Source organism: Nitrospira sp. Kam-Ns4a (assembly GCF_965152595.1).
In genome coordinates, this window is record NZ_OZ224218.1 from 565,425 (window position 1) to 584,516 (window position 19,092).

Genomic DNA, 19,092 nt, shown 5'->3' on the forward strand with positions numbered 1-19,092 from the left:
CGTGGGAAGCCGCCGCTCACGCGTGCTGATAATCCGCCAGCCGGACCGAGACGAGCGTCGAGACGCCCGGCTCCTCCATCGTCACGCCGAACAGCGAATCAGCAACCGCCATGGTCCGCTTGTTGTGCGTGATCAGGATGAATTGGACGCCCTCGGCCAGCTCGCGCAGCACCGAGACGAACCGGCCGATGTTCTCCTCGTCGAGCGGTGCGTCAATCTCGTCCAGGATGCAGAACGGCGAAGGCCGGATCAGAAAGCTCGCGAAGATCAGCGCCATCGCGGTGAGCGTCTTCTCGCCGCCGGAGAGCATCGTGATGCTCTTGAGGCGCTTGCCCGGCGGCTGCGCCACGATATCCACGCCCGGCTCATCGGCCGGTTTGGGTTCGCCCTCGGCCGGCGGCTCGGGCTCGACGAGGACCAATTCGGCGCGCCCGCCGGGGAAAAACCGGGAGAACACCTCGCCGAACTTCTCCTGCAGCTCGTTGAACGTCTCCAGAAAGAGCTGCTTGGTCGTCCGATTGATCTTGCTGATGATCTCCTTGAGGGACGCGATCGAATGCGCCAGATCCTGCTCCTGGCCGGTGAGGAAGGCATAGCGCGTTTCCAGTTCCTGGTGCTCCTCGATCGCGGCCAGGTTGATTGGGCCCATGCGGTCCAGCCGCTCGCGGATCTTCTGGAGGCGCGCCTTCAGGGCCGCCGTGGGGTCCCGCACGGTCTCCGAGCCCGTCTCGCCGCCCGCTTCCGCGGCGGCCTCCGGCGCCGGCTCCTCCGGCACCTGGGCGAGCGCGGCCTCCACGGTGAGCTGATAGGTGCCGCTCAGCGCGTTCTCCAACAGACCGAGCTGCGTCCTGATCTCGGCGCGGCGGACCTCGAGCGTCGTGCGGACCTCCCGGTCGGCTCCGAGCGCCCGGCGGGCCGCGTCCAGCTCCTCCTCCACCTGTCGCGCCGCCTCCGCCTCTCTGGCCTGCGCCTCCTGGGCTGCCACGAGCTCGGCCTGGAGAGCGTCCGCCCTCCGCCCGCACTCGAGGCCGAGCGCCTCGCTCCGCTCGCGCTCGGCCTCGCGCTCCCGCATGGACTCCACGAGCGTCGCGAGCTGCTGTCGGAGCGCCTCAAGACGACCTACGCGGTCCTCGCGCTCGCGCTCGAGGCGCGCCAGCTCGGCCCGGACATGCTCGCGCTGGATCTCTAGGGACGCAGCCGCGAGCCGGGCTTCGGTGCTGCGCTGGGTCAAGGCCTGGATGTCCCCTTCCAGCGCCGCCCGAGCCTGGCTGCAGCGGGCGAGGGTTGCCTCCCGGTTCGCCCTCTCCTGCACGGCCATGGCCTGCTGGGCACGCCCCGCTTCGATCTCCGCTTCGATCCGGAGGCGCTCGCCCTCGTCCATCTGCCGCTCGGCCCGAACCGTCTCGAGGCGCTGGTCCAGCCGGGCGAGGCGCTCGACCAGCCCCTGCTCATCCTTGCGTTCGGCGAGCTCGCGGAGCTCCAGCTCACGGATCGTCTCGTCGAGCCGCACGACGCGCGCCTGCGCCGCCTCGCGGGCCGCCACCGCCTGCTCCCGGGCGGCGCGCTGCGCGCCGAGCGCGTCGCGCCGCTCCGCCCGCTGCGCCTCCAGCTCCTGGATCTCGCGCCGCCGCTGGAGGAGGCCGCCGGAGGCGCCAACGGTGCCGCCGCTCACCACGCCAGCCGGATCCACGACCTCGCCGTCCCGCGTGACCAGGGTCGGGCCAGCGGGCGCGGACCATCCGCCCCGCTCCCACAGCGCGAGCGCGTCCTCGAGCGATTCCACGATCACCGCGCCGCCGAACAGCCAGGCCAGCAGCCCCTCCAGTTCAGCGGGCCCGCGCACGAAGTCCAGCACGCGGCCAACGACGCCCGGCTGCCCCTCCACCGCCGGCCACCAGGGTTGCGATGGGGAATGCTCGGCCGGCGCAGCCCACCGCGGCCGCCTGGGCACGAAGGCGCCGCGGCCGAGCGCCCTTGTCCTCAGGAACTCGATCGCCTGCCGGGCCTGGCCCGGCTCCTCGACGAGCCAGGCGCGGACCCGCTCGCCCAGCAAGGCCTCCAGCGCGCGCTCGAGCCCCGGCGGCACGACCAGCCATTCGGCCAACGCGGCGTGCACCCCGGGGCACGCGACACGCAGTGAGGTGGCCTGCTCCTCGCCATCACGGCCGTACCCCATGTCCTCCCGCAGGACCCCCTGGAGGGCACGCAGGCGCGACTCGATTCCCGCCAGCTCCTCCTGCTGGCGGCCGATGAGCTGGTCGGCCTCCCGCACCCGCTCCTCCTGCGCCGCGACCGCCGCCGCCGCGGCCTCGCGCTCCTCGCGCACTGTCCGGAACGCCTTCTCCACTGCCAGGCGGCGCCGGCGACAGTCCTCGAGCTGGGCCCGCAGCGAGACCGCCTGCGCCTCCGCCTCGGCCTGCTCCCGATCGAGCCGGTCGGCGCGCCGGGCCACGTCCTGCCGGCTCGCCTCCAGCGCCTGCAGTGCGTTCTCCCCCCGCGCGACCTGGACTGCGGCCTCGAGGATGGCCGCGCGCGCCTGCTCCTCTGCCTGCAGCGCCGCCGCGTGCTGTACGGCGAGCCGGGCCGCAGCCTGGTCGAGATCCGCCAGCCGGCGGGCGTGCTCGGCGAGCTCCCGCTCGACCCCCGACAGCCGGTCGCGCAGCCCAGTGATCGCCGCCTCCGCCTGCTCGCCCTCCACCGCGAGCCGGACAGAGTCCTCCTGGGCCTGCCGCCGCTGCGCCTCGTACAGGCGGAGCGCGCTCCGCGCGACTTCCGCCGCCGTGAGCGCCTGGGCCTGCGCCTGCTGCACGCCGTTCAGCTCCTCCCGAATCCGCTCGAGGGTCTGTCCGCCAGAGGCCAGCTTCAGCCGTGCCGCTTCCAGGTCCCGGGTCAGCCGGGCCTGGCTCGCCAAGTGCTCGGCCTCTCCGAGCTCCAGCGCCCCGATCTCCCCCTCCACCGCCGCCTGGGCGGCGAGCAAGCCCCGATAGTCCCGGACCAGCAACTGGATCTCCAACGTGCGGGCCTCAGCCTGCAGCTCCCGGTAGGTGCGCGCCTGCCGGGCCTGCCGCTCCAGGACGCTCCGGCGCGAGCGCAGCTCCGCGATGATGTCGCGGACTCGCAGCAGGTTCTGCTGGGTGGCTTCCAGCTTCCGCAACGCCTCGGCCTTCTGCTTCTTGTAGCGGACGATGCCCGCCGTCTCCTCGATCAGCTCGCGTCGCTCCTGCGGGGACGCGTTGAGGATCTGCTCGATCCGGCCCTGCTCGATTACCGTGTGTCCCTTCGAGCCGGCCCGGGTGTCCAGCATGAGGCTGCGGATGTCCTTGAGGCGGCAGGGGGTCTTGTTGATGAGATATTCGCTGTCTCCGTTCCGGTAGAGCCGGCGCGTGATCATGATCTCGTGGAAGTGCCCGATCCCCTCAGGCAGCCCCGGCAAGCCGGCCAGCTTCTGCCCATCCACGCCGCTCAGCGTCAGGGAGACCTCGGCCATGCCGAGCGGCTTCCGGGTTTGCGTCCCGTTGAAGATGACGTCCTCCATCCGCTCGCTCCTCAAGGTCTTGGTGCTCTGCTCGCCCAAGACCCAGAGGATGGCGTCCACCACGTTGCTCTTCCCCACCCCGTTTGGCCCGACGATCGCCGTCATTCCGGTCGGGAATTCGATCCGTCCTTCCGCAAACGACTTAAATCCCGTCAGTTCCACGGATTTAAGGTACATTCGTCCTCCTCTGGCGAGCTGGAATGGAGCCGTGCCCAGAAGACCGAGTCCAGCCCTTGTAGCACAAGCCAACCAAAAAATCAAAAAGAAACGCAGTATATATGGTCAAAAGGCCGTAGGGCCTACAACCTCTAGTGGGTTCAGGCAGAAGTGGCGGAACGGATGGGACCCGGGCACGGCTGGGTGGGAACTTCGCTCCTAAACCCGGGAGGCTTCGGCTGGAGACTTCGTCTTGAACCGAACCAGTTCCTTGGGGAGCATGAACTCGACGTCTTCTTCGATCACGGCGAGCTCCTCCACTTCGGCGGGGCCGAACTGTTTGAGATAGTCCACGACCTGCGTGACCAAGACCTCTGGCGCGGAGGCTCCGGCGGTGATGCCCACCGCATGGGCGTTCCGTACCCATTCGGGATTGATATCGTCCGGACAGTCAATCAGGTAGGAAGGGATGCCGCAGTATTCACCCAACTCCCGCAGCCGGTTGGAATTCGAGCTGTTAGGTGACCCAATGACCAGGATCACCTCCACCACCTTCGACAACTCCTTGACCGCATTCTGCCGGTTCTGGGTCGCGTAGCAGATGTCCTCCTGGTGCGGCCCCTTGATGCCGGGGAAGCGACGGTTCAGCGCCGCGACGATGTCCCGGCACTCATCCACGCTCAACGTGGTCTGGGTGACATAGGAGAGGTGCTGTGGGTTTTCCACCTGCAGCGTCTCGACGTCGCTTACGGAGGACACCAGGTGGAATTTGTCGGGGACCTGCCCGAGCGTGCCGATGACCTCGGGGTGCCCGGCGTGGCCGATGAGGATCAGCTCGTACCCCTGGGTGTAGTCGCGGTTGACCTCGTTGTGCACCTTGATGACGAGGGGGCAGGTCGCGTCAATGACCTTGAGGTGGCGCCGGCGCGCCTCCTCCCAGACCTGCTTGGCGACCCCGTGTGCGCTGAAGATCACGATGGCGCCGTCCGGCACCTCGGTCAGCTCCTCCACGAACACGGCGCCCTTCTGCCGGAGCGAGTTCACGACGTGCCGGCTGTGGACGATCTCGTGCCGCACGTAGATCGGGGCCCCGTACGCCTTCAGGGACAGCTCGACGATCTCGATCGCGCGGTCCACGCCCGCGCAGAACCCCCTCGGCTTGGCGAGATAGATCTTCATCGTTCCTTGTTCCTTGTTCCTCGCGGTGAAGCGTATCCTTAAAACGGCAAGCGGGCTTAACCTTACGGCAGAGCAGGCCTCGTCGTCAACTGAATAACGCACGGTCATCGCCGTGACGCTCACCAGCCAGGAGCCGCGAGCCGGCTCCCGCTCACGCTTGAAGCTCAAGGCCGCCAGATTGCCCAAACGGTCCTGGGGAAGATCAGCCAGATGTCGTAAAGGGGCCCGAGGGCGAGAGGCTTGGAGCCTCTCGCCCCGTCCGTCGCCGCCGGGTCAATCCAGGGTGGCACGCCGCCCCGACACCCTCGCCCTTGACACCCCTCCCCTGTCCCTTTACGCTGTCGCCACAAGAGGCACGCTCGTGAGTAAAAAGGTCCTCATCGTCGAGGACGACAAGGATATCCTCGACCTCGTCCGCCTGTACCTGGAAAAGGAGGGGTACCGCACCTGCACGGCCACGACGGGCGTTGAAGCGATCAAGCTGGTCAAGGTGGAGCATCCCGACCTCGTCGTCCTGGACCTCATGCTCCCCGAGATGGACGGGCTGGAGCTCTGCAAGCGCATCCGCAGCGACCCCAAGACCGCCCTGCTCCCGATCATCATGCTCACGGCCAAGGCCGAGGAAGCCGACACCATTGTCGGCCTAGAGCTGGGCGCGGATGACTACGTCACCAAGCCCTTCAGCCCCAAGGCGCTGATGGCCCGGGTCAAGGCCCTGTTCCGCCGGCTGGAGCGCAAGCCCGACGAGACCACCCGGTACACCTACGGCCCGCTCGTCATGGATCTCGCGCGCCACGAGGTGCTGGTCCACGGCCGCGAGGTCCCCCTCACGGCGAAGGAGTTCGGCCTGCTGGAGCACCTCCTGCGGCATCCGGGCCGGGTGCTGACGCGCGAGGTACTGCTGAGCTCCGTCTGGGGCTACGACTATTACGGCACCACACGCACGGTGGACGTGCACGTCCGCCGCCTCAAGCAGAAGATCCCCGCACTCAACGACGCGATCGTCTCGGTGAAATCCCTGGGATACAAACTAAAGGAACGCGACTCGTGAAGCGTCGTCCGCAAACCGGCAGAGGCAGGAATGGCGCGCTTCACGAACGACGCTTCGCGAGAGACATCCTCCATGATCCTCTCGATCCGCTGGAAGGTGGCCCTGGGCGCGCTGATGGCGGCCACCCTGAGCCTGGCAATCGCCGGGTGGCTCACCGTCCGGTCCCTCGAGCAGATCGAGCTCGCTAGCCTGAGCGACTCCCTCGCGGCCCGTACGAGTCTCGCAGCCCACACCCTGGGCCCGTTGATCTCTCCCCTGCCTGCGACCGCACGTCCCGATGCTGCGCGGGACCTCCAGCGCCTCGCGCGGGAACTGGGCCGCGCCGCCGCGGCGCGGGTCACCGTGATGGACATGCGGGGGGTCGTACTGGCGGACAGCGACACGCCGGACGAGGCGGTGACCAAGCTGGACAACCACCTGACCCGGCCCGAGGTGCAGGAAGCCCTCGCTACCGGACAGGGCACCGACATCCGCCTGAGCCAGACGACCGGCCAGCGGATGTTCTACTTCGCGCGCGCGGTCCGCACCCCGGGAGGCACCCCCGCCGGGATCGTCCGCCTCTCTCTGCCCCTCACCGCGCTGGAGGCGCGGATTCGCGACGTCCGCCGGGCATTGGCGATCGCCCTGGCGGTCGCCTTCGCGCTGTCGCTCGCCGCGAGCGTGCTCCTGGCCCGGGGGCTCACCCGGCCGCTCTCGGACATCGCGGCCGCCGCCCGTCGGCTCGCGCGAGGCGACCTGAGCCAGCGCATCCGGACGTCGGCGCACGACGAGGTCGGGGTGCTGGCCGCGACGCTGAATCAGATGGCCGAGCAGCTCGAGGCCAAGATCCGGGAGGTCTCCGAGGACCGCTCGCAGCTCCTGGCCATGCTCACGGCGATGGTGGAAGGGGTGATGGTCCTGGACTACGGCGGCCGGGTTCTGCAGGTCAACCCCGCGCTCGAGCGCATGTTCGGTTTGTGCGACGCCGGGACAAAGGGCCGGCCGCACCGCGACGTCATCCGGCACGACGAGCTCAACGAGCTGGTGGACCGCGTGCTCGAGACCCAACGGAACCAGAGCGGCGAGATCACGATCCCGCCTGGCGGCCGGACGCTGAGGGTCCAGGCGTCGGTGGCCGGCTTCCGGCGCGAAGCCGAGCCCTTCGCCGTGCTCGTGTTTCACGATGTGACCGCGCTACGCCGGCTCGAGACCGTGCGCAAGGACTTCGTCGCGAACGTTTCGCACGAGCTGCGCACGCCGCTGACCTCGATCAAAGGCTACGTGGAGGCGCTGCTCGACGGGGCGAAGGATCATCCCGAGCAGGCCGGGCGGTTCCTCGAGGTGATCCTGAAGCAGACCGACCGGCTCAATTTGATCCTGGACGACCTGCTCCAGCTTTCGCAGATCGAGTCAGGGCAGGTCCAGTTCAAGCGCGACCCCGTCCGCCTCAAGGACGTGGTCGAGCGCACGGTGGCGCTGATCGCGCCGCTGGCGGACAAGAAGGGCCATCGCCTCACCGTCGCCGTACCAGCCGACCTGCCGGCAGTCATGGGAGATGAGGACCGGCTCGCCCAGGTTCTCACCAACCTGCTCGACAACGCCGTCAAGTACACGCCGCCGAACGGCGCGATCCACGTCGCGGCGCGGGCCGCTCCCCTGCCTGAGCCGGAATCCGGCGCCGACTGGGTGGAGCTGAGCGTGGCGGACACCGGGCTCGGGATCCCCGAAGCGGATCGGCCGCGGATCTTCGAGCGGTTCTACCGGGTGGACAAGGCACGCTCGCGCGAGCTGGGCGGGACGGGGCTGGGCCTCGCCATCGTCAAGCACATCGTTGAGGCGCACAGCGGGCGCGTCTGGGTCGAGACCAACGAGCCGACCGGGAGCCGGTTCGTGGTGCGGCTGCCCGCGGCGCGCGACTCAGAGGCGGGCGCCTAGCGGGCTAGCGGAAGAGCGCGGCGAAGCCCAGGTAGATCGCCGCCCCCAGCAGCGCCGACCCGGGCAGCGTGAAGACCCACGCGTACAGGATTCGGGCGGTGACCCCCCACCGGACCGCCGAGAGCCGCTTGATCACGCCGACGCCCATCACCGAGGATGTGATGGTGTGCGTGGTGCTGACGGGCAGGCCGATGTGCGCGGTGGCGAGCAGCACGGCGGCCGCGCCGGTCTCCGCCGCGAAGCCGTGCACCGGCTCCAACGTCAGGATCCGCATCCCCAGCGTGCGCACGATCCGCCACCCGCCGGCCGCCGTCCCCAGGCCCATCGCGAGCGCGCAGGCGACGATGACCCAGGTCGGGACCTCTGGGCTCGCGATCTGACCGGCCGACAGCAGCGCCAGCGTGATAATCCCCATCGCCTTCTGCGCGTCGTTGGCCCCGTGGCTGAAGGCCATGAACCCGGCCGACACGAGCTGGAGCCGGCCGAACAGGCGCGCCGCAAACATGCGGGGCGTGCGGAAGAACAGCCAACTGATCACGACCATCAGCACGAGGCCGATCAGGAAGCCCAGCAGGGGCGACAGGACCATGGCCTCGATCACCGAGCGGAGGCCCGTGAGCTTCACCACCGCCAGGCCGCCGTGCGCCAGGCCGGCCCCGACCAGCCCACCGATCAGCGCATGCGACGAGCTGGTCGGCAGCCCCAGGAGCAGCGTGAAGAGGTTCCACGCGATGGCACCTCCCAGCGCCGCGGCGACGACCCCCTGCGTGACCACCGAGGGCTCCACGATCCCGGCTCCGACCATCTTCGCGACGGCCGTGGACATGAACGCGCCGGCGATGTTCAGCACACCCGCCATCACCACGGCGACGCCCGGGCTGAGCACGCGCGTGGAGACCACCGTGGCGATCGCGTTCGCACTGTCGTGCCATCCGTTCGAGAAGTCGAACAGCAGGGCCAGCGCGACGACCAGCAACAGCATTCCGGTTAGGTCAGGCATCAGGTGGGCGATGGGTGACGAGTTGCGTTAAGAGGGATGCGTCATACCCAGCGAGCGACACGTGATGGGGCTTAGCCCTGATCGATAATCACCCATCACGCATCGCTCGCTTCAGATGTGCTTCAGCGCGATGCGCTCGAGGATGTTCGCGACGTCCTCGCACCGGTCCGTGCCGTCCTCGAAGTTCTCGTAGATCTCTTTCCACTTGATGACGGCGATTGGATCCTTCTCCTCCTCGAACAGGCGCGAGATCGCGTCCCGCGTGATCCGGTCCGCCTCGTTCTCCAGGCTGTTCACCCGGATGCAGCACTCGGTGATGTCTGCGTGCGGCTTGCCGAGCCGGTCTATGCCGGCGCCCACAGCCTCCGCGGCCTGGTAGAGGATGTTGGCAAGCTTGATCGCGGTCTCGGTCGGCTGCGCGATCTTGAACACGACGAACCGGTCGGCCACTGCCTCGACGAGGTCCAGCACGTCGTCCAACGCGCTGGCCAGCGCGTGGATGTCCTCCCGATCGATGGGCGTGATGAAGGTCTGGTTGAGCCGGCGGGCGATGTCATGGGTAATCCCGTCGCCCACGTGCTCGATGTCCTTGATCTGGCGCGCCTGCTCCACCGGATCCCGAAACGTCTCCATCATGTCCTTGAGCAGGCGGCTGCCCTCGATCATGTTGTGGGCCGCCCTCCGGAACAGCTCGAAGAACGCGACCTCGCGGGGAATGAAGTTGAACATCGCTCCCCCTTCCCTTCCTTGCCCTCACCCCTGCGCGAACGGTGCGCCGTCCCGCTGGGCCGCCGCTCACCAGCGGAGCAGGCCGGTCGCCCAGGTCAGCCCCCCGCCGAACGTCCCGAGCAGCACGACGTCCCCGCTCTGGATGCGTCCCTCCCGGACCGCGTGATCCAGCGCGATCGGGAGCGACGCCGAGGAGGTGTTGCCGAGCCCCTCAATCACGGAATACACCTTCTCGGCCGGCAACGCCAGCCGCTTACAGAGCGCGGCCAGCAGCCGGCCGTTGGCCTGGTGGAAGATAACCTGGGCCACCTCGTCGGCCCCGACCCCGAACTCCTTGAGGATCTCCGAGACCGCCTCGGCCAGGCGGGTGACAGCGATCCGGAAGAGCGGCCGGCCGTCCATGCGGAGCGTGTGCTGCCGTTCCCGCAGGGTGCGGTCGCTCGCCGGCTGCCGCGAGCCGCCCGCCCAGACCCTGATCAGCCGATGCCGCGACCCGTCTGCGTACAGGCGCACGCCGAGGAGGCCCGGCGCCACCGGGCCGCCGCCCCGCTCCTCGACGACCAGCGCGGCGCCGGCTCCGTCGCCGAATAGCATGACGGTAGCCTTGTCCTCGAAGTCCAGATACCGGGACTTCACCTCGGCTGCGACGACCAGACACCGCCGGGCCTGCCCGCTCCGGATGAGGACGTCCGCCATGGACAGGCCGTAGAGGAACCCCGAGCAGGAGGCAGCCAGATCGAAGGCGGCGGTCCCCTTGGCGCCCAGGCGCCGGAGCAGATGGCAGGCCGTTGCGGGAAAGACCGTGTCCGGTGACGTCGTGGAGACCAGCACCGTGTCCACGGCGGAGGGCACCACGCCGGCCGCCTCCAGCGCCCGCCGCGCGGCCTGCACCGCCAGATCGGAGCTGGCCTCGTCGGCGCCAGCCCAGTGCCGCACGCGGATGCCGGTCAGCCGGTGAACGGTCGCCTCGTCCACGTGGAGCATCCGGGCGACGTCTGCGTTGGTCACAGCTCCGGGGGGAACATAGGAGCCAGTCCCGACGATTCTGCTGTGCGCCACGGTCCTCCGGATTCGATAGGGGTGACCGCGCCCTTAGGGGTTTACCCGTTGGTCCGGCGGCTCCCAGCCACCGCCGGCCAGCCCTCACGGGTCCGCCGTTGCACGGGAACGTGTGTGCTGGTGCTGACTCTTCGGCGGGATTATAGATCGCCCTTCACCCCTCGTCAATGTGGGTTGCTTTTCGGGGAGGGATTTGCTAGCTTTGCCGCGTTGTGCCCGCCGAGGCGCGGCACAGCAGAATTCTCTACTCTACTCGGTGCCGTCCATGCGATTTGGCTGGCTCGTGATGTGCACCGCGCTCCTCGTGGGTGTGGTCGCAGGCTGCTCCAATAAGCCCAAGCCGACCGACCCGAACGCGCCGGCCGCGCGCGGCACCGACGAGCAAATCTTCATCGGGGACACGATCGAGAAGAACTACGACCCGAACGTGATCATGAAGCGGGCCGAGGCCTTCTTCGACAAGGAAGAGTATCCGGAAGCGATCATCGAATACCAGCACTTCCTGGACCTGCACCGCGTCCACACCCTGGCCCCTTACGCCCAGTACAAGCTGGCAGAAAGCCACTTCAAGATGTTCAAGACGGTCGACCGGGACCCCGAGCCGGTCTACAAGGCGATCGAGCATTATGAGAAGCTCCTGAGGACCTACCCCGGGAGCCGTTACGACGCGGAGGCCACGGACAAGATCCGCCGGTGCCACGAACTGCTCGCCCAGATGAACCTGATGGTGGGACACTTCTATCGGAAGAAGGAAGCCTGGCTCGCCGCCGCCCACCGGTACGAGTACGTGGTCAACGTCTACCCCGAGATGGAGCCGGCCTCCGAAGCCTTGTATTACCTGGCCGAGGTCTACCACGAGCTGCAGATCGACGATTGGGCGCGGGAGAGGCTGATTGCGCTGGCCGAGCGATATCCCGGCAGCAAGTTCAAGGAGGAGGGACGGAAGCTGCTGGCGAAACTGGCCCCGCCTGCGGCGCCGGCCGTCGATGTCGCCGCCGGATCGGAGCCGGGCGCGAACGGCAAGGGCGCGTCCGCAGTGGCCAGGCTCGACCATCTCCCAGCCGGGGCGGGAGCGGTCGTCGCCCCGGTCAGCACCCTTCCCAACGGGGCCGCCGCCGGAAACGGGATCGCGCCCCAGGTCACGCTCTGCCGCCTCGGCGTCCGCTGCTGATCCCCTGCTACCGGTTCCGCCCGCCCTCGCTGCCGGCCTCGGCCAACAACAGGACGGCGCCCGATCACGCCGCTACGGCTTGAGATGGCGGCGGCGCAGGCGCGCGACGAGCAGTGCGACGGGGTAGAGCATCTTGCGGCAGAATGACATGTTGTAGACCTTCGTCCAGAACCGGATCGGATCGTCCGTCCGCCCGCTTCTCCTGACCAGCAGCTCGTACGCGGTATGCCCGCCGAGCTCGTACCAGAACCGGTTGACGACCGACGTGCGAAGCTGGTGCCCAAACCGGCGGCGCCAGAGGGCGTTGTAATCCACGCCCTCGATGATGCTCCGCGCGGCCAGGTAGCCCGACATCATGGCGTACCGGATCCCGAACCCGAACAGGCAGTCCTGGAACCCAGCCGCCTCGCCCGTGTAGCGGCGCCCGTCCCGGGTCGCTGAGCTAGGCACGTAGAATTGCGCGTAGCCTCCGAAGCTCCTCGGATTGCGGACCTCGAGACCGAGGACTTCCTGGAAGCGCGCAATGGTACGCTCCAGGCACTGCTTACCGAGGGCGAACCGCTCGAACAGTGTGGTGGCCAGCGTGGCGCGCCCGTCGGCCACCAACAGGTACGAGTAGCCCTTGGGAGCCAGCGCGTTGTCCAGCAGCACAGCCGCGGTATCGGGCAGGTTCGTGTCGAAGATGATCCCGACGGCGACGGCCCAGACCCGCCTGGGGCCCGTCGCAACGATGTCGGCTGCCCGGTGGTCCACGGGGCTGTTGAACCGGATATCGACGCCGGCGTTTAGCGCCTGCTTCTTCAGCGAATCGTCGAGCGAATCGAGGCTCCGGCCCCGCCGGACCAGGTAGAAGAGCGGGTTAGGGGATTTGATCGTGGCCTGGGTCTGTGGCCCATAGATCACTCCGCTGTGGAACGGACGGCAGTAGAAGTCAGGCTTGACTCCCATCTCCCGCAGGGAGTCCAGCACATCGTCCTCGCAGCTCCAGTTCTCGAGCCCCTGGAAATCGTCGTGGAAGCGCATCCCGACGTCTTCCCGCTGCTCGTGCACCACCACCCGGTATCCGGAGTTGGCCAGGTTGATGGCCGCCGTGAGGCCCGCCGGCCCGGCCCCGGCGATAGTGACGGTCTGGGCTGGAGTCATTAGGCGGCTACGCTACCAGAAATGGAGACCGGAAGAAAGCGAGATGTGCCTGAAGGGCCGACGCGGGGCGGGTCACTGGCCGACGTACCACCCGATTCCGTAGCGCTCCAGCAGGCTGGTGACCATGGTGAGGGAGTTGGCGTAGATCAAGACGCCGACGACGACCAGGAGCACCCCGCTGACCGCGGACACGCCCCAGAGATAGCCGCGCACCTGCTTGAAGCAGGCGAGAAACCGGTCCACCCCGAGCGCCGCGACGAAGAGGGGCAGCCCCAGCCCCAGCGAGTAGCTGGTCAGGAGCGCCACGCCGTCCATCAGGGCGTCCGTGGTGCTGGCATACAGCAGGATGGTGCCTAGGACCGGGCCCACGCAGGGCGTCCAGCCGGCGGCAAAGGCGACCCCGATGAGGAAGGAGCCAGCGTAGCCCGCCGGCCGGCTCCGGAACTGCAGGCGCTTCTCGGTGGTCAGGAACTGAAGGTTCAGGATGCCCAGCAGGTAGAGCCCGAACACGATGATCAGCAGGCCGCCGATTTTTCGGAGGTATTCCTGGTAGGTGATCAGCACCTGGCCGATCAGGCTGGCCGAGGCGCCGAAGGCGATGAACACGCAGGAGAAGCCCGCGATGAACAGCAAGGAGTTGATCACGATGGCCTTGCGACGCCGTTGCCGCTCCGCGGCATCGGCGAGCTGCTCGATCGAGAGGCCCGTGATGTAAGAGATATAGGACGGCACCAGCGGCAACACGCAGGGCGAAACGAACGACAGCAGTCCCGCCATGAAGGCGGCAGCCATCGAGATCGGTTGCAGGGATTCGGGCATGCTCAGCGCGCCTTCAGCAGGGCCTGGATGGACTCCTTGGTCCCGGCCGCCTGCCAGTCCCGGGCGCCGGGGATTCGGTGGGTGATGACACCCCGGCGGTCCACGATGAACGACATAGGCAGCGTCCGGACCCCGTACGCGATCCCGACGCGGAAGTCCGAGTCGTGGAGGATCGGGAACGTCAGGCCCAGCACCTCTTTGAACGGCCGCGTCACCACCGTCCCCTGCGCATCGGTCGAGACGGCCAGGATCTCGAAGTCCTGGCCTTTGAACTGCCGGTAGAGCAGCTCCATGGCCGGCATCTCCACGCGGCAGGGCCCGCACCAGGTCGCCCAGAAATTGATCAGGACCACCTTACCCCGATAGCTGGCCAGCGACACGGGCTTCCCGCTCAAATCCCGGAGCTGGAAGGGCGGCGCCAGCGAGCCCACCATAGGGACCGTCGGCCGCTGCTGCACGGGCCACGGTCCGTGCGTGGAAGCTCCGGCCAGCTCATCGCGCCCGGCGACGGGCCATGAGCCGGCGACGAGCGACACGACTACGGCGGTTGCCCGAATCCAGCTCCTCTCCAGCATGGCAGGAGGTCACGTCGTGGAGGCGGCCGGCGGCGCCGCGCCGCCGGTCTTCAGCAGTTGCGTGATCACCTGGAGATTGCTCAGCAGGGTCCAGTCGCGCGGCCCGATGACCTTCTCCCGCAGGACGCCTTGCCGGTCAATAATGTAGGTCTCGGGGACGCCCATCAACTTATACCGCTTGTCGGTCTGTCCCCACGAGTCCACTAAAATGGGGAAGCTCAGGTTCAGGGCCTGGACGAACGGCGGGATGTCCTTCTTCGTGGTAACCCGGTCAATGCTGACGGCCAAGATAACGAGGCCGTCCTTCTCGAAGTTCTTGTACAGCACCTCCATGGAGGGCATCTCTTCCTTGCAAGGCTTACACCAGGTGGCCCAGAAATTGAGGAAGACCACTTTGCCGCGGAAGTCCGACAGCCGGACCGGCTTGCCGTCGAGGTCCGGCAACTCGAAGTCGGGCGCCTCCTTCCCTACCGTGAGCGGCTCGTACTTCGAGCTCTGCAGCCAGACCACCAAGAAGGCCAGCGCGACGATCGCCAGCGAGGCCACGATGATGACGAGCCGGTTCGACCGGGGCGGCAACGCCTCCGTGTCAGATGTCACCTGCTGCTGCATCTGCCCAGTGATCGATTCTTCGGCCATATGCACGACAACGAGTAGCGAGCCGCAAACAGCCAGCATGCGCTACCGGCTATTCGCTATCAGCTCTTGGCTGCCCTTCACGCGTACGCGTGCAGGCCCGAAAGCAGGAAGTTGACTCCCCAGAAACAGAAGATCACCATCAGGAACCCGAAGACCGCGTAGATCGCGGCGCGACGCCCTTCCCACCCCCTCGTCATGCGCGCGTGGATGTAGGCGCCGTAGATCAGCCAGACGATCAGCGACCAGGTCTCCTTCGGATCCCAGCTCCAGTAACCGCCCCAGGCGTAGTTGGCCCACATGGCCCCCAGGATGATGCCGAAGGCCAGCAGTGGGAAGCCCACCATGATCGCCTTGTACCCGAGTTCGTCAATTGTCTCCAGGTCGGGGAAGGCCGCCAGCACCCGGGACCGGCTCCCCTTCTTCTCACCCCGTTCCTTGATCAGGTACATGAGCCCCAAGCCTCCGGCCATCGCGAAGGCAGCGTAGCTGGTCAGGGTGACGGACACGTGGATATAGATCCAGTAACTGTTGAGAGCCGGCACCAGCGGCTCGGCCGTCTGGTAGCGATAGGGCAGCAACGAAGCCGCCCCCATCGCGATGAACCCGATCCCGACGACGAAGGCGCCGATCGCCTTGATGCGGTACCGGTACTCCAGCAGCATGTACCCCAGGATGACCGCCCAGGCTACGTAGGACATGGCCTCGAACTGGTTGGACCAGGGAGCGAACGTGCCGGACAACTGCATGCGTTCGTACGCCCGCGTGCCCAGCGCCAGGGTGTTTACGATCCAGCCGAAGAACGTCACGATCGTGGCCACCTGCCCGATCTGCGCGGCCCAGCCGTAGTCGCCGCCGGCCGCCGACACAGGATGGCCGGCCGGCGCCAGTTGCATCGTCGGGCGCCTGGCGAAGACGTAGAGGACGTACAGCGCCAGTGCCGCCAGGTACAGCCAGAAAGTCATGTCGAAGAGGAACAGCGACTTCAGCATGGATGCCCTCCTCGTGAAACGTCAAAGGTGAAACGTTAGGGAGATGGAGACGGTTCACCTTTCATGTCTTCAGCGTCTTGATCCGCTCGGTCAGCTTTGAGAACTCCTTCTGAAAATCAATCTGGCTCTTGTGCGTGTTCCCACCGATGTGGACCGTCACACCGCCGTCCCAGGGAATCACCTTGGCCCACAGCCGTCGGTGGTAGATGAAGGACGAGAGCGTGATGCCCACCACGATCATGGTGGAGCCGATCCAGACGATGGTCACACCCGGATCCTTCGTGATCTGAAGGCCCGTGAACTTCTTCGGCTGGTAGCCGACCAGCTCGAACTGATATTGGGACCCCTGAATCTCGAAGAGGTCGGGATAGTGATAGAAGATCCAGGGCGTCGCGTGCAGCGCGTCGCGCTCGAGGATCGCAAGTCGGACTGCCGGGTTGTCGTGCTGGACTGATTTCGAGAAGACCTTCTTCTCGGCTGAGCTAAAGCTGAAGTCTGCCACAAAATCGGTCAAGGTCAGCTTGAGCGGCAGGTTGTCCACCTGCTTCTCCTTCTGCCACTCGAGGTCCACCGTCGCGAGAACTTTGTCCGTCTCCTTGTCCTTCACGTTGATCCGAGCCATCTCGATCCGGTCCCAGGCGTCCCCATAGCTGGACTGGTAGAACCAGATGTCCTTGTAGACCAGCGGATCGTTGACCGTGATGGTCTTCGTCAGCGCTTCCCGGCCCTGATCCAGGACGGTCAGCGTGCTGTTGTAGGACTTCACCGCGCCGTTGTCGTAGTAGTCAATCCAGAACTTGTCGATCCGCAGATCGAAGTTGCCCTTGGGAATGTGGTAGGTCTGGCCCTCGAGGCAGACCCCGAACTCCTGAAAGCCCCAGTAGCTGCCGATGAGCCCACCCAGCACGATGACCGTCGCGCTCAGATGGGCCATGTGCGCGCCGACCCGCCCCATGATCCCCTTAGTGGCGTACAACGTGGTCTCCTGCGGGTCGTTTCGGGCCAAGACGCGGTAGCCCTTCTCCGCCAGGGCCTGCGCGATCCCCTCGGCCACCTGCTCCTTGGAGCCGGGCACATGCAGCGCGGCAGTGTGCTTCAAGGTCTGGATGAACGGCAGGGCGACGTTCACCTTGTCCTGCATCATCGAGCGCCAGATGGCGGGAAATCGCTTGTAGAAACAGGTCAGGGAGTTGATGCAGAGCAGCGCCAGCAGGCTGGTGAACCACCAGGTGTGATAGACGTCGGTGAACCCCAGGCGGAGAAACCAGCGGTACGCCTCCTCGCCGTATTCCTTGATATAGACGTCGGGTCGCTCGCCCTGCTGGATCACCGTCCCGATTGTGGCGGTCATCGCTAGAACGAGGAACAGGAACATGGCGAGCTTGATCGAGGCGAAGAACTCGACCAGTTCGGCCGACACCTCGGCCCACCCCAACCCGGACGCCGCGCGCCGGGCCGCCTCTCCCTCCGCCAGTACCGGGGGCTTGCCGTTCATAACACCTCCGCCTCTCCTTGTTGAGAGGTGGACGTTGGAAACACGGTTCCGGGGTAGGAGCTGCGCAACCCAGGGAATTTCGCGTAACTAATGGAAAGTGCGAGGATCATGGGTTAAGATGACACAAAAAACCCTTCCGGGCCTCGGGCTCGGATCGGCAAGCCGCCCCGCTATGGCGGATGAACAGGTATCTTACAGGCCGCCTCCGAAGGGTGTCAAGCAGACCGGACGACGCCCGGCCCGGGTTAGCCCGGAATAGTCGTTGACAAACTGGGGCTTCTGGGTTAAGAAGTAGCGCCGACACCGAACCAGCGCAGGCCTGCAGCCCCACATCTATCCTTTTATTTATCGGATGCCAGTCGTCAGGACTGACGTGGCTAACTTCCCTTCCGCTAGCGAAGCTGGGTCCTAACAAACGAGGAGCCTGATGAGGAACAATTACCTCTTTACGTCCGAGTCTGTCACCGAGGGTCATCCGGACAAGATCGCCGACCAGATCTCCGACGGCATCCTGGATGCGATCATCGCCAAGGACAAGCACTGCCGGGTAGCCTGCGAGACCATCCTGACAACCGGCATCGCGTTCGTGGCCGGCGAGATCTCGACGAAGGCCTACGTGGAAATCCCAGACATCATCCGGGAAGTCATCAAGGACGTCGGGTACACCGACGCCTCCTGGGGCTTCGATTACCATACCTGCTCGGTCATCACCTCGATCCATGCGCAGTCCCCCGACATCGCCATTGGCGTGGACTCAGGCGGCGCGGGCGACCAGGGCCTCATGTTCGGCTACGCCACCAACGAGACGGCGGAGCTGATGCCCATGCCGATCGTGCTGGCCCACCGGCTGACCCGGCGGCTGGCCGAGGTCCGGAAGAAGAACCTCCTGCCCTGGGTCCGGCCAGATGGCAAGTCCCAGGTGACGGTCGAGTACCGGAACGGGAAGCCGGTCCGGATTGACACCATCGTGGTCTCCACCCAGCACAGCCCCGACGTGACCAGCAAGAAGATCGAGCGGGACGTCATCGAGCACGTGATCAAGCCGGTGATGCCCAAGGACATCTTCGATCCCGTCAGCGTCAAGTACTACATCAACCCGACCGGCCGGTTCGTGACCGGCGGCCCGATGGGCGACACCGGCCTGACCGGCCGGAAGATCATCGTGGACACCTACGGCGGCCACGGCAGCCACGGCGGCGGAGCCTTCTCCGGGAAGGACCCGAGCAAGGTGGACCGCTCCGCCTCGTACATGGCCCGCTACATCGCGAAGAACCTGGTTGCGGCCGGGCTCTGCGATAAGTGCGAGGTCCAACTCGCCTACGCGATCGGCGTCCCAGACCCGGTCTCCATCCTCGTGGACACCAAGGGCACCGAGAAGGTGGACGTGGAAATCCTCGACAAGCTTGTCCGCAAGAATTTCCCGATGACGCCGCGTGGGATCATCGAGCACCTGAAGCTGCGCCGGCCCATCTACCGGAAGACGGCCGCCTACGGCCACTTCGGGCGGTCCGAGCCGGAGTTCACCTGGGAGCGGACCGACAAGGCCAAGATCCTGCGGAAGGAAGCCGGCCTGTAGACACACCGGAGCGAGCAGCAAGTAGCGAATAGCGAGCAGCCCGAATCGGTATCCACCGTTCG

15 protein-coding genes are annotated in these 19,092 nt (G+C 66.7%); 4 read left to right on the plus strand and 11 right to left on the minus strand.

Annotation, left to right across the window (positions count from 1 at the left end; all coding sequences use genetic code 11):
- Positions 1-16 precede the first annotated feature (16 nt).
- Positions 17-3,712, minus strand: coding sequence for a chromosome segregation protein SMC (gene smc / locus ACWHYQ_RS02860; RefSeq protein WP_447974245.1), 3,696 nt, complete (start codon positions 3,710-3,712; stop codon positions 17-19).
- A gap of 198 nt (positions 3,713-3,910) precedes the next feature.
- Positions 3,911-4,870, minus strand: coding sequence for a 4-hydroxy-3-methylbut-2-enyl diphosphate reductase (gene ispH / locus ACWHYQ_RS02865; protein WP_447974246.1), 960 nt, complete (start codon positions 4,868-4,870; stop codon positions 3,911-3,913).
- A gap of 361 nt (positions 4,871-5,231) precedes the next feature.
- Between ispH and ACWHYQ_RS02870 the strand changes: the two genes are divergently transcribed.
- Positions 5,232-5,921, plus strand: a complete 690-nt coding sequence (locus ACWHYQ_RS02870; protein WP_447974247.1) for a response regulator transcription factor — start codon at positions 5,232-5,234, stop codon at positions 5,919-5,921.
- A 72-nt stretch (positions 5,922-5,993) separates the two neighbouring features.
- Entirely contained in the window at positions 5,994-7,835 is a 1,842-nt protein-coding gene (gene pnpS, locus ACWHYQ_RS02875; protein WP_447974248.1) for a two-component system histidine kinase PnpS, read from the plus strand.
- Between the two features lie 4 nt (positions 7,836-7,839).
- Here the strand turns inward: pnpS and ACWHYQ_RS02880 are convergent, their stop codons facing one another.
- The 3 genes from ACWHYQ_RS02880 to ACWHYQ_RS02890 form a co-directional block, all read right to left on the minus strand.
- Complete coding sequence (locus tag ACWHYQ_RS02880; RefSeq protein WP_447974249.1) at positions 7,840-8,835, minus strand: anion permease; 996 nt, start codon at positions 8,833-8,835, stop codon at positions 7,840-7,842.
- A 111-nt stretch (positions 8,836-8,946) separates the two neighbouring features.
- Positions 8,947-9,564: a DUF47 domain-containing protein gene (locus tag ACWHYQ_RS02885; RefSeq protein WP_447974250.1), complete on the minus strand. Its 618-nt coding sequence runs from the start codon at positions 9,562-9,564 to the stop codon at positions 8,947-8,949.
- A 66-nt stretch (positions 9,565-9,630) separates the two neighbouring features.
- Complete coding sequence (locus ACWHYQ_RS02890; RefSeq protein WP_447974251.1) at positions 9,631-10,623, minus strand: 3-oxoacyl-ACP synthase III family protein; 993 nt, start codon at positions 10,621-10,623, stop codon at positions 9,631-9,633.
- 265 nt (positions 10,624-10,888) lie between these two features.
- Between ACWHYQ_RS02890 and ACWHYQ_RS02895 the strand changes: the two genes are divergently transcribed.
- Positions 10,889-11,794, plus strand: a complete 906-nt coding sequence (locus tag ACWHYQ_RS02895) for an outer membrane protein assembly factor BamD (RefSeq protein ID WP_447974252.1) — start codon at positions 10,889-10,891, stop codon at positions 11,792-11,794.
- Positions 11,795-11,866: 72 nt separating this feature from the next.
- On the opposite strand, the gene ACWHYQ_RS02900 is transcribed toward ACWHYQ_RS02895, so the two are convergent.
- From ACWHYQ_RS02900 to resB, 6 genes are all read right to left on the minus strand, one after another.
- Positions 11,867-12,937, minus strand: a complete 1,071-nt coding sequence (locus ACWHYQ_RS02900) for an NAD(P)/FAD-dependent oxidoreductase (RefSeq protein ID WP_447974253.1) — start codon at positions 12,935-12,937, stop codon at positions 11,867-11,869.
- A gap of 72 nt (positions 12,938-13,009) precedes the next feature.
- Positions 13,010-13,756: a cytochrome c biogenesis CcdA family protein gene (locus tag ACWHYQ_RS02905; protein WP_447974254.1), complete on the minus strand. Its 747-nt coding sequence runs from the start codon at positions 13,754-13,756 to the stop codon at positions 13,010-13,012.
- Between the two features lie 2 nt (positions 13,757-13,758).
- The gene (locus ACWHYQ_RS02910; protein WP_447974255.1) at positions 13,759-14,331 is read right to left on the minus strand and encodes a peroxiredoxin family protein; all 573 of its coding nucleotides are present in this window, start codon (positions 14,329-14,331) and stop codon (positions 13,759-13,761) included.
- Positions 14,332-14,340: 9 nt separating this feature from the next.
- Positions 14,341-14,970 (minus strand): TlpA disulfide reductase family protein, encoded by a 630-nt coding sequence (locus tag ACWHYQ_RS02915; protein WP_447974256.1) that lies wholly within the window; start codon positions 14,968-14,970, stop codon positions 14,341-14,343.
- A gap of 77 nt (positions 14,971-15,047) precedes the next feature.
- A complete protein-coding gene (gene ccsB, locus ACWHYQ_RS02920) occupies positions 15,048-15,959 on the minus strand; it encodes a c-type cytochrome biogenesis protein CcsB (RefSeq protein ID WP_447974257.1) in 912 nt (303 codons plus the stop codon).
- A 61-nt stretch (positions 15,960-16,020) separates the two neighbouring features.
- Positions 16,021-17,454, minus strand: coding sequence for a cytochrome c biogenesis protein ResB (gene resB / locus ACWHYQ_RS02925; protein ID WP_447974258.1), 1,434 nt, complete (start codon positions 17,452-17,454; stop codon positions 16,021-16,023).
- Positions 17,455-17,881: 427 nt separating this feature from the next.
- Here resB and metK point away from each other — a divergent pair, with 427 nt between their 5' ends.
- Positions 17,882-19,030 carry a methionine adenosyltransferase gene (gene metK / locus ACWHYQ_RS02930; protein ID WP_447974259.1) on the plus strand — a complete coding sequence of 383 codons (1,149 nt, stop codon included), beginning with the start codon at positions 17,882-17,884 and terminating at the stop codon, positions 19,028-19,030.
- The last annotated feature ends 62 nt before the right edge of the window (positions 19,031-19,092 follow it).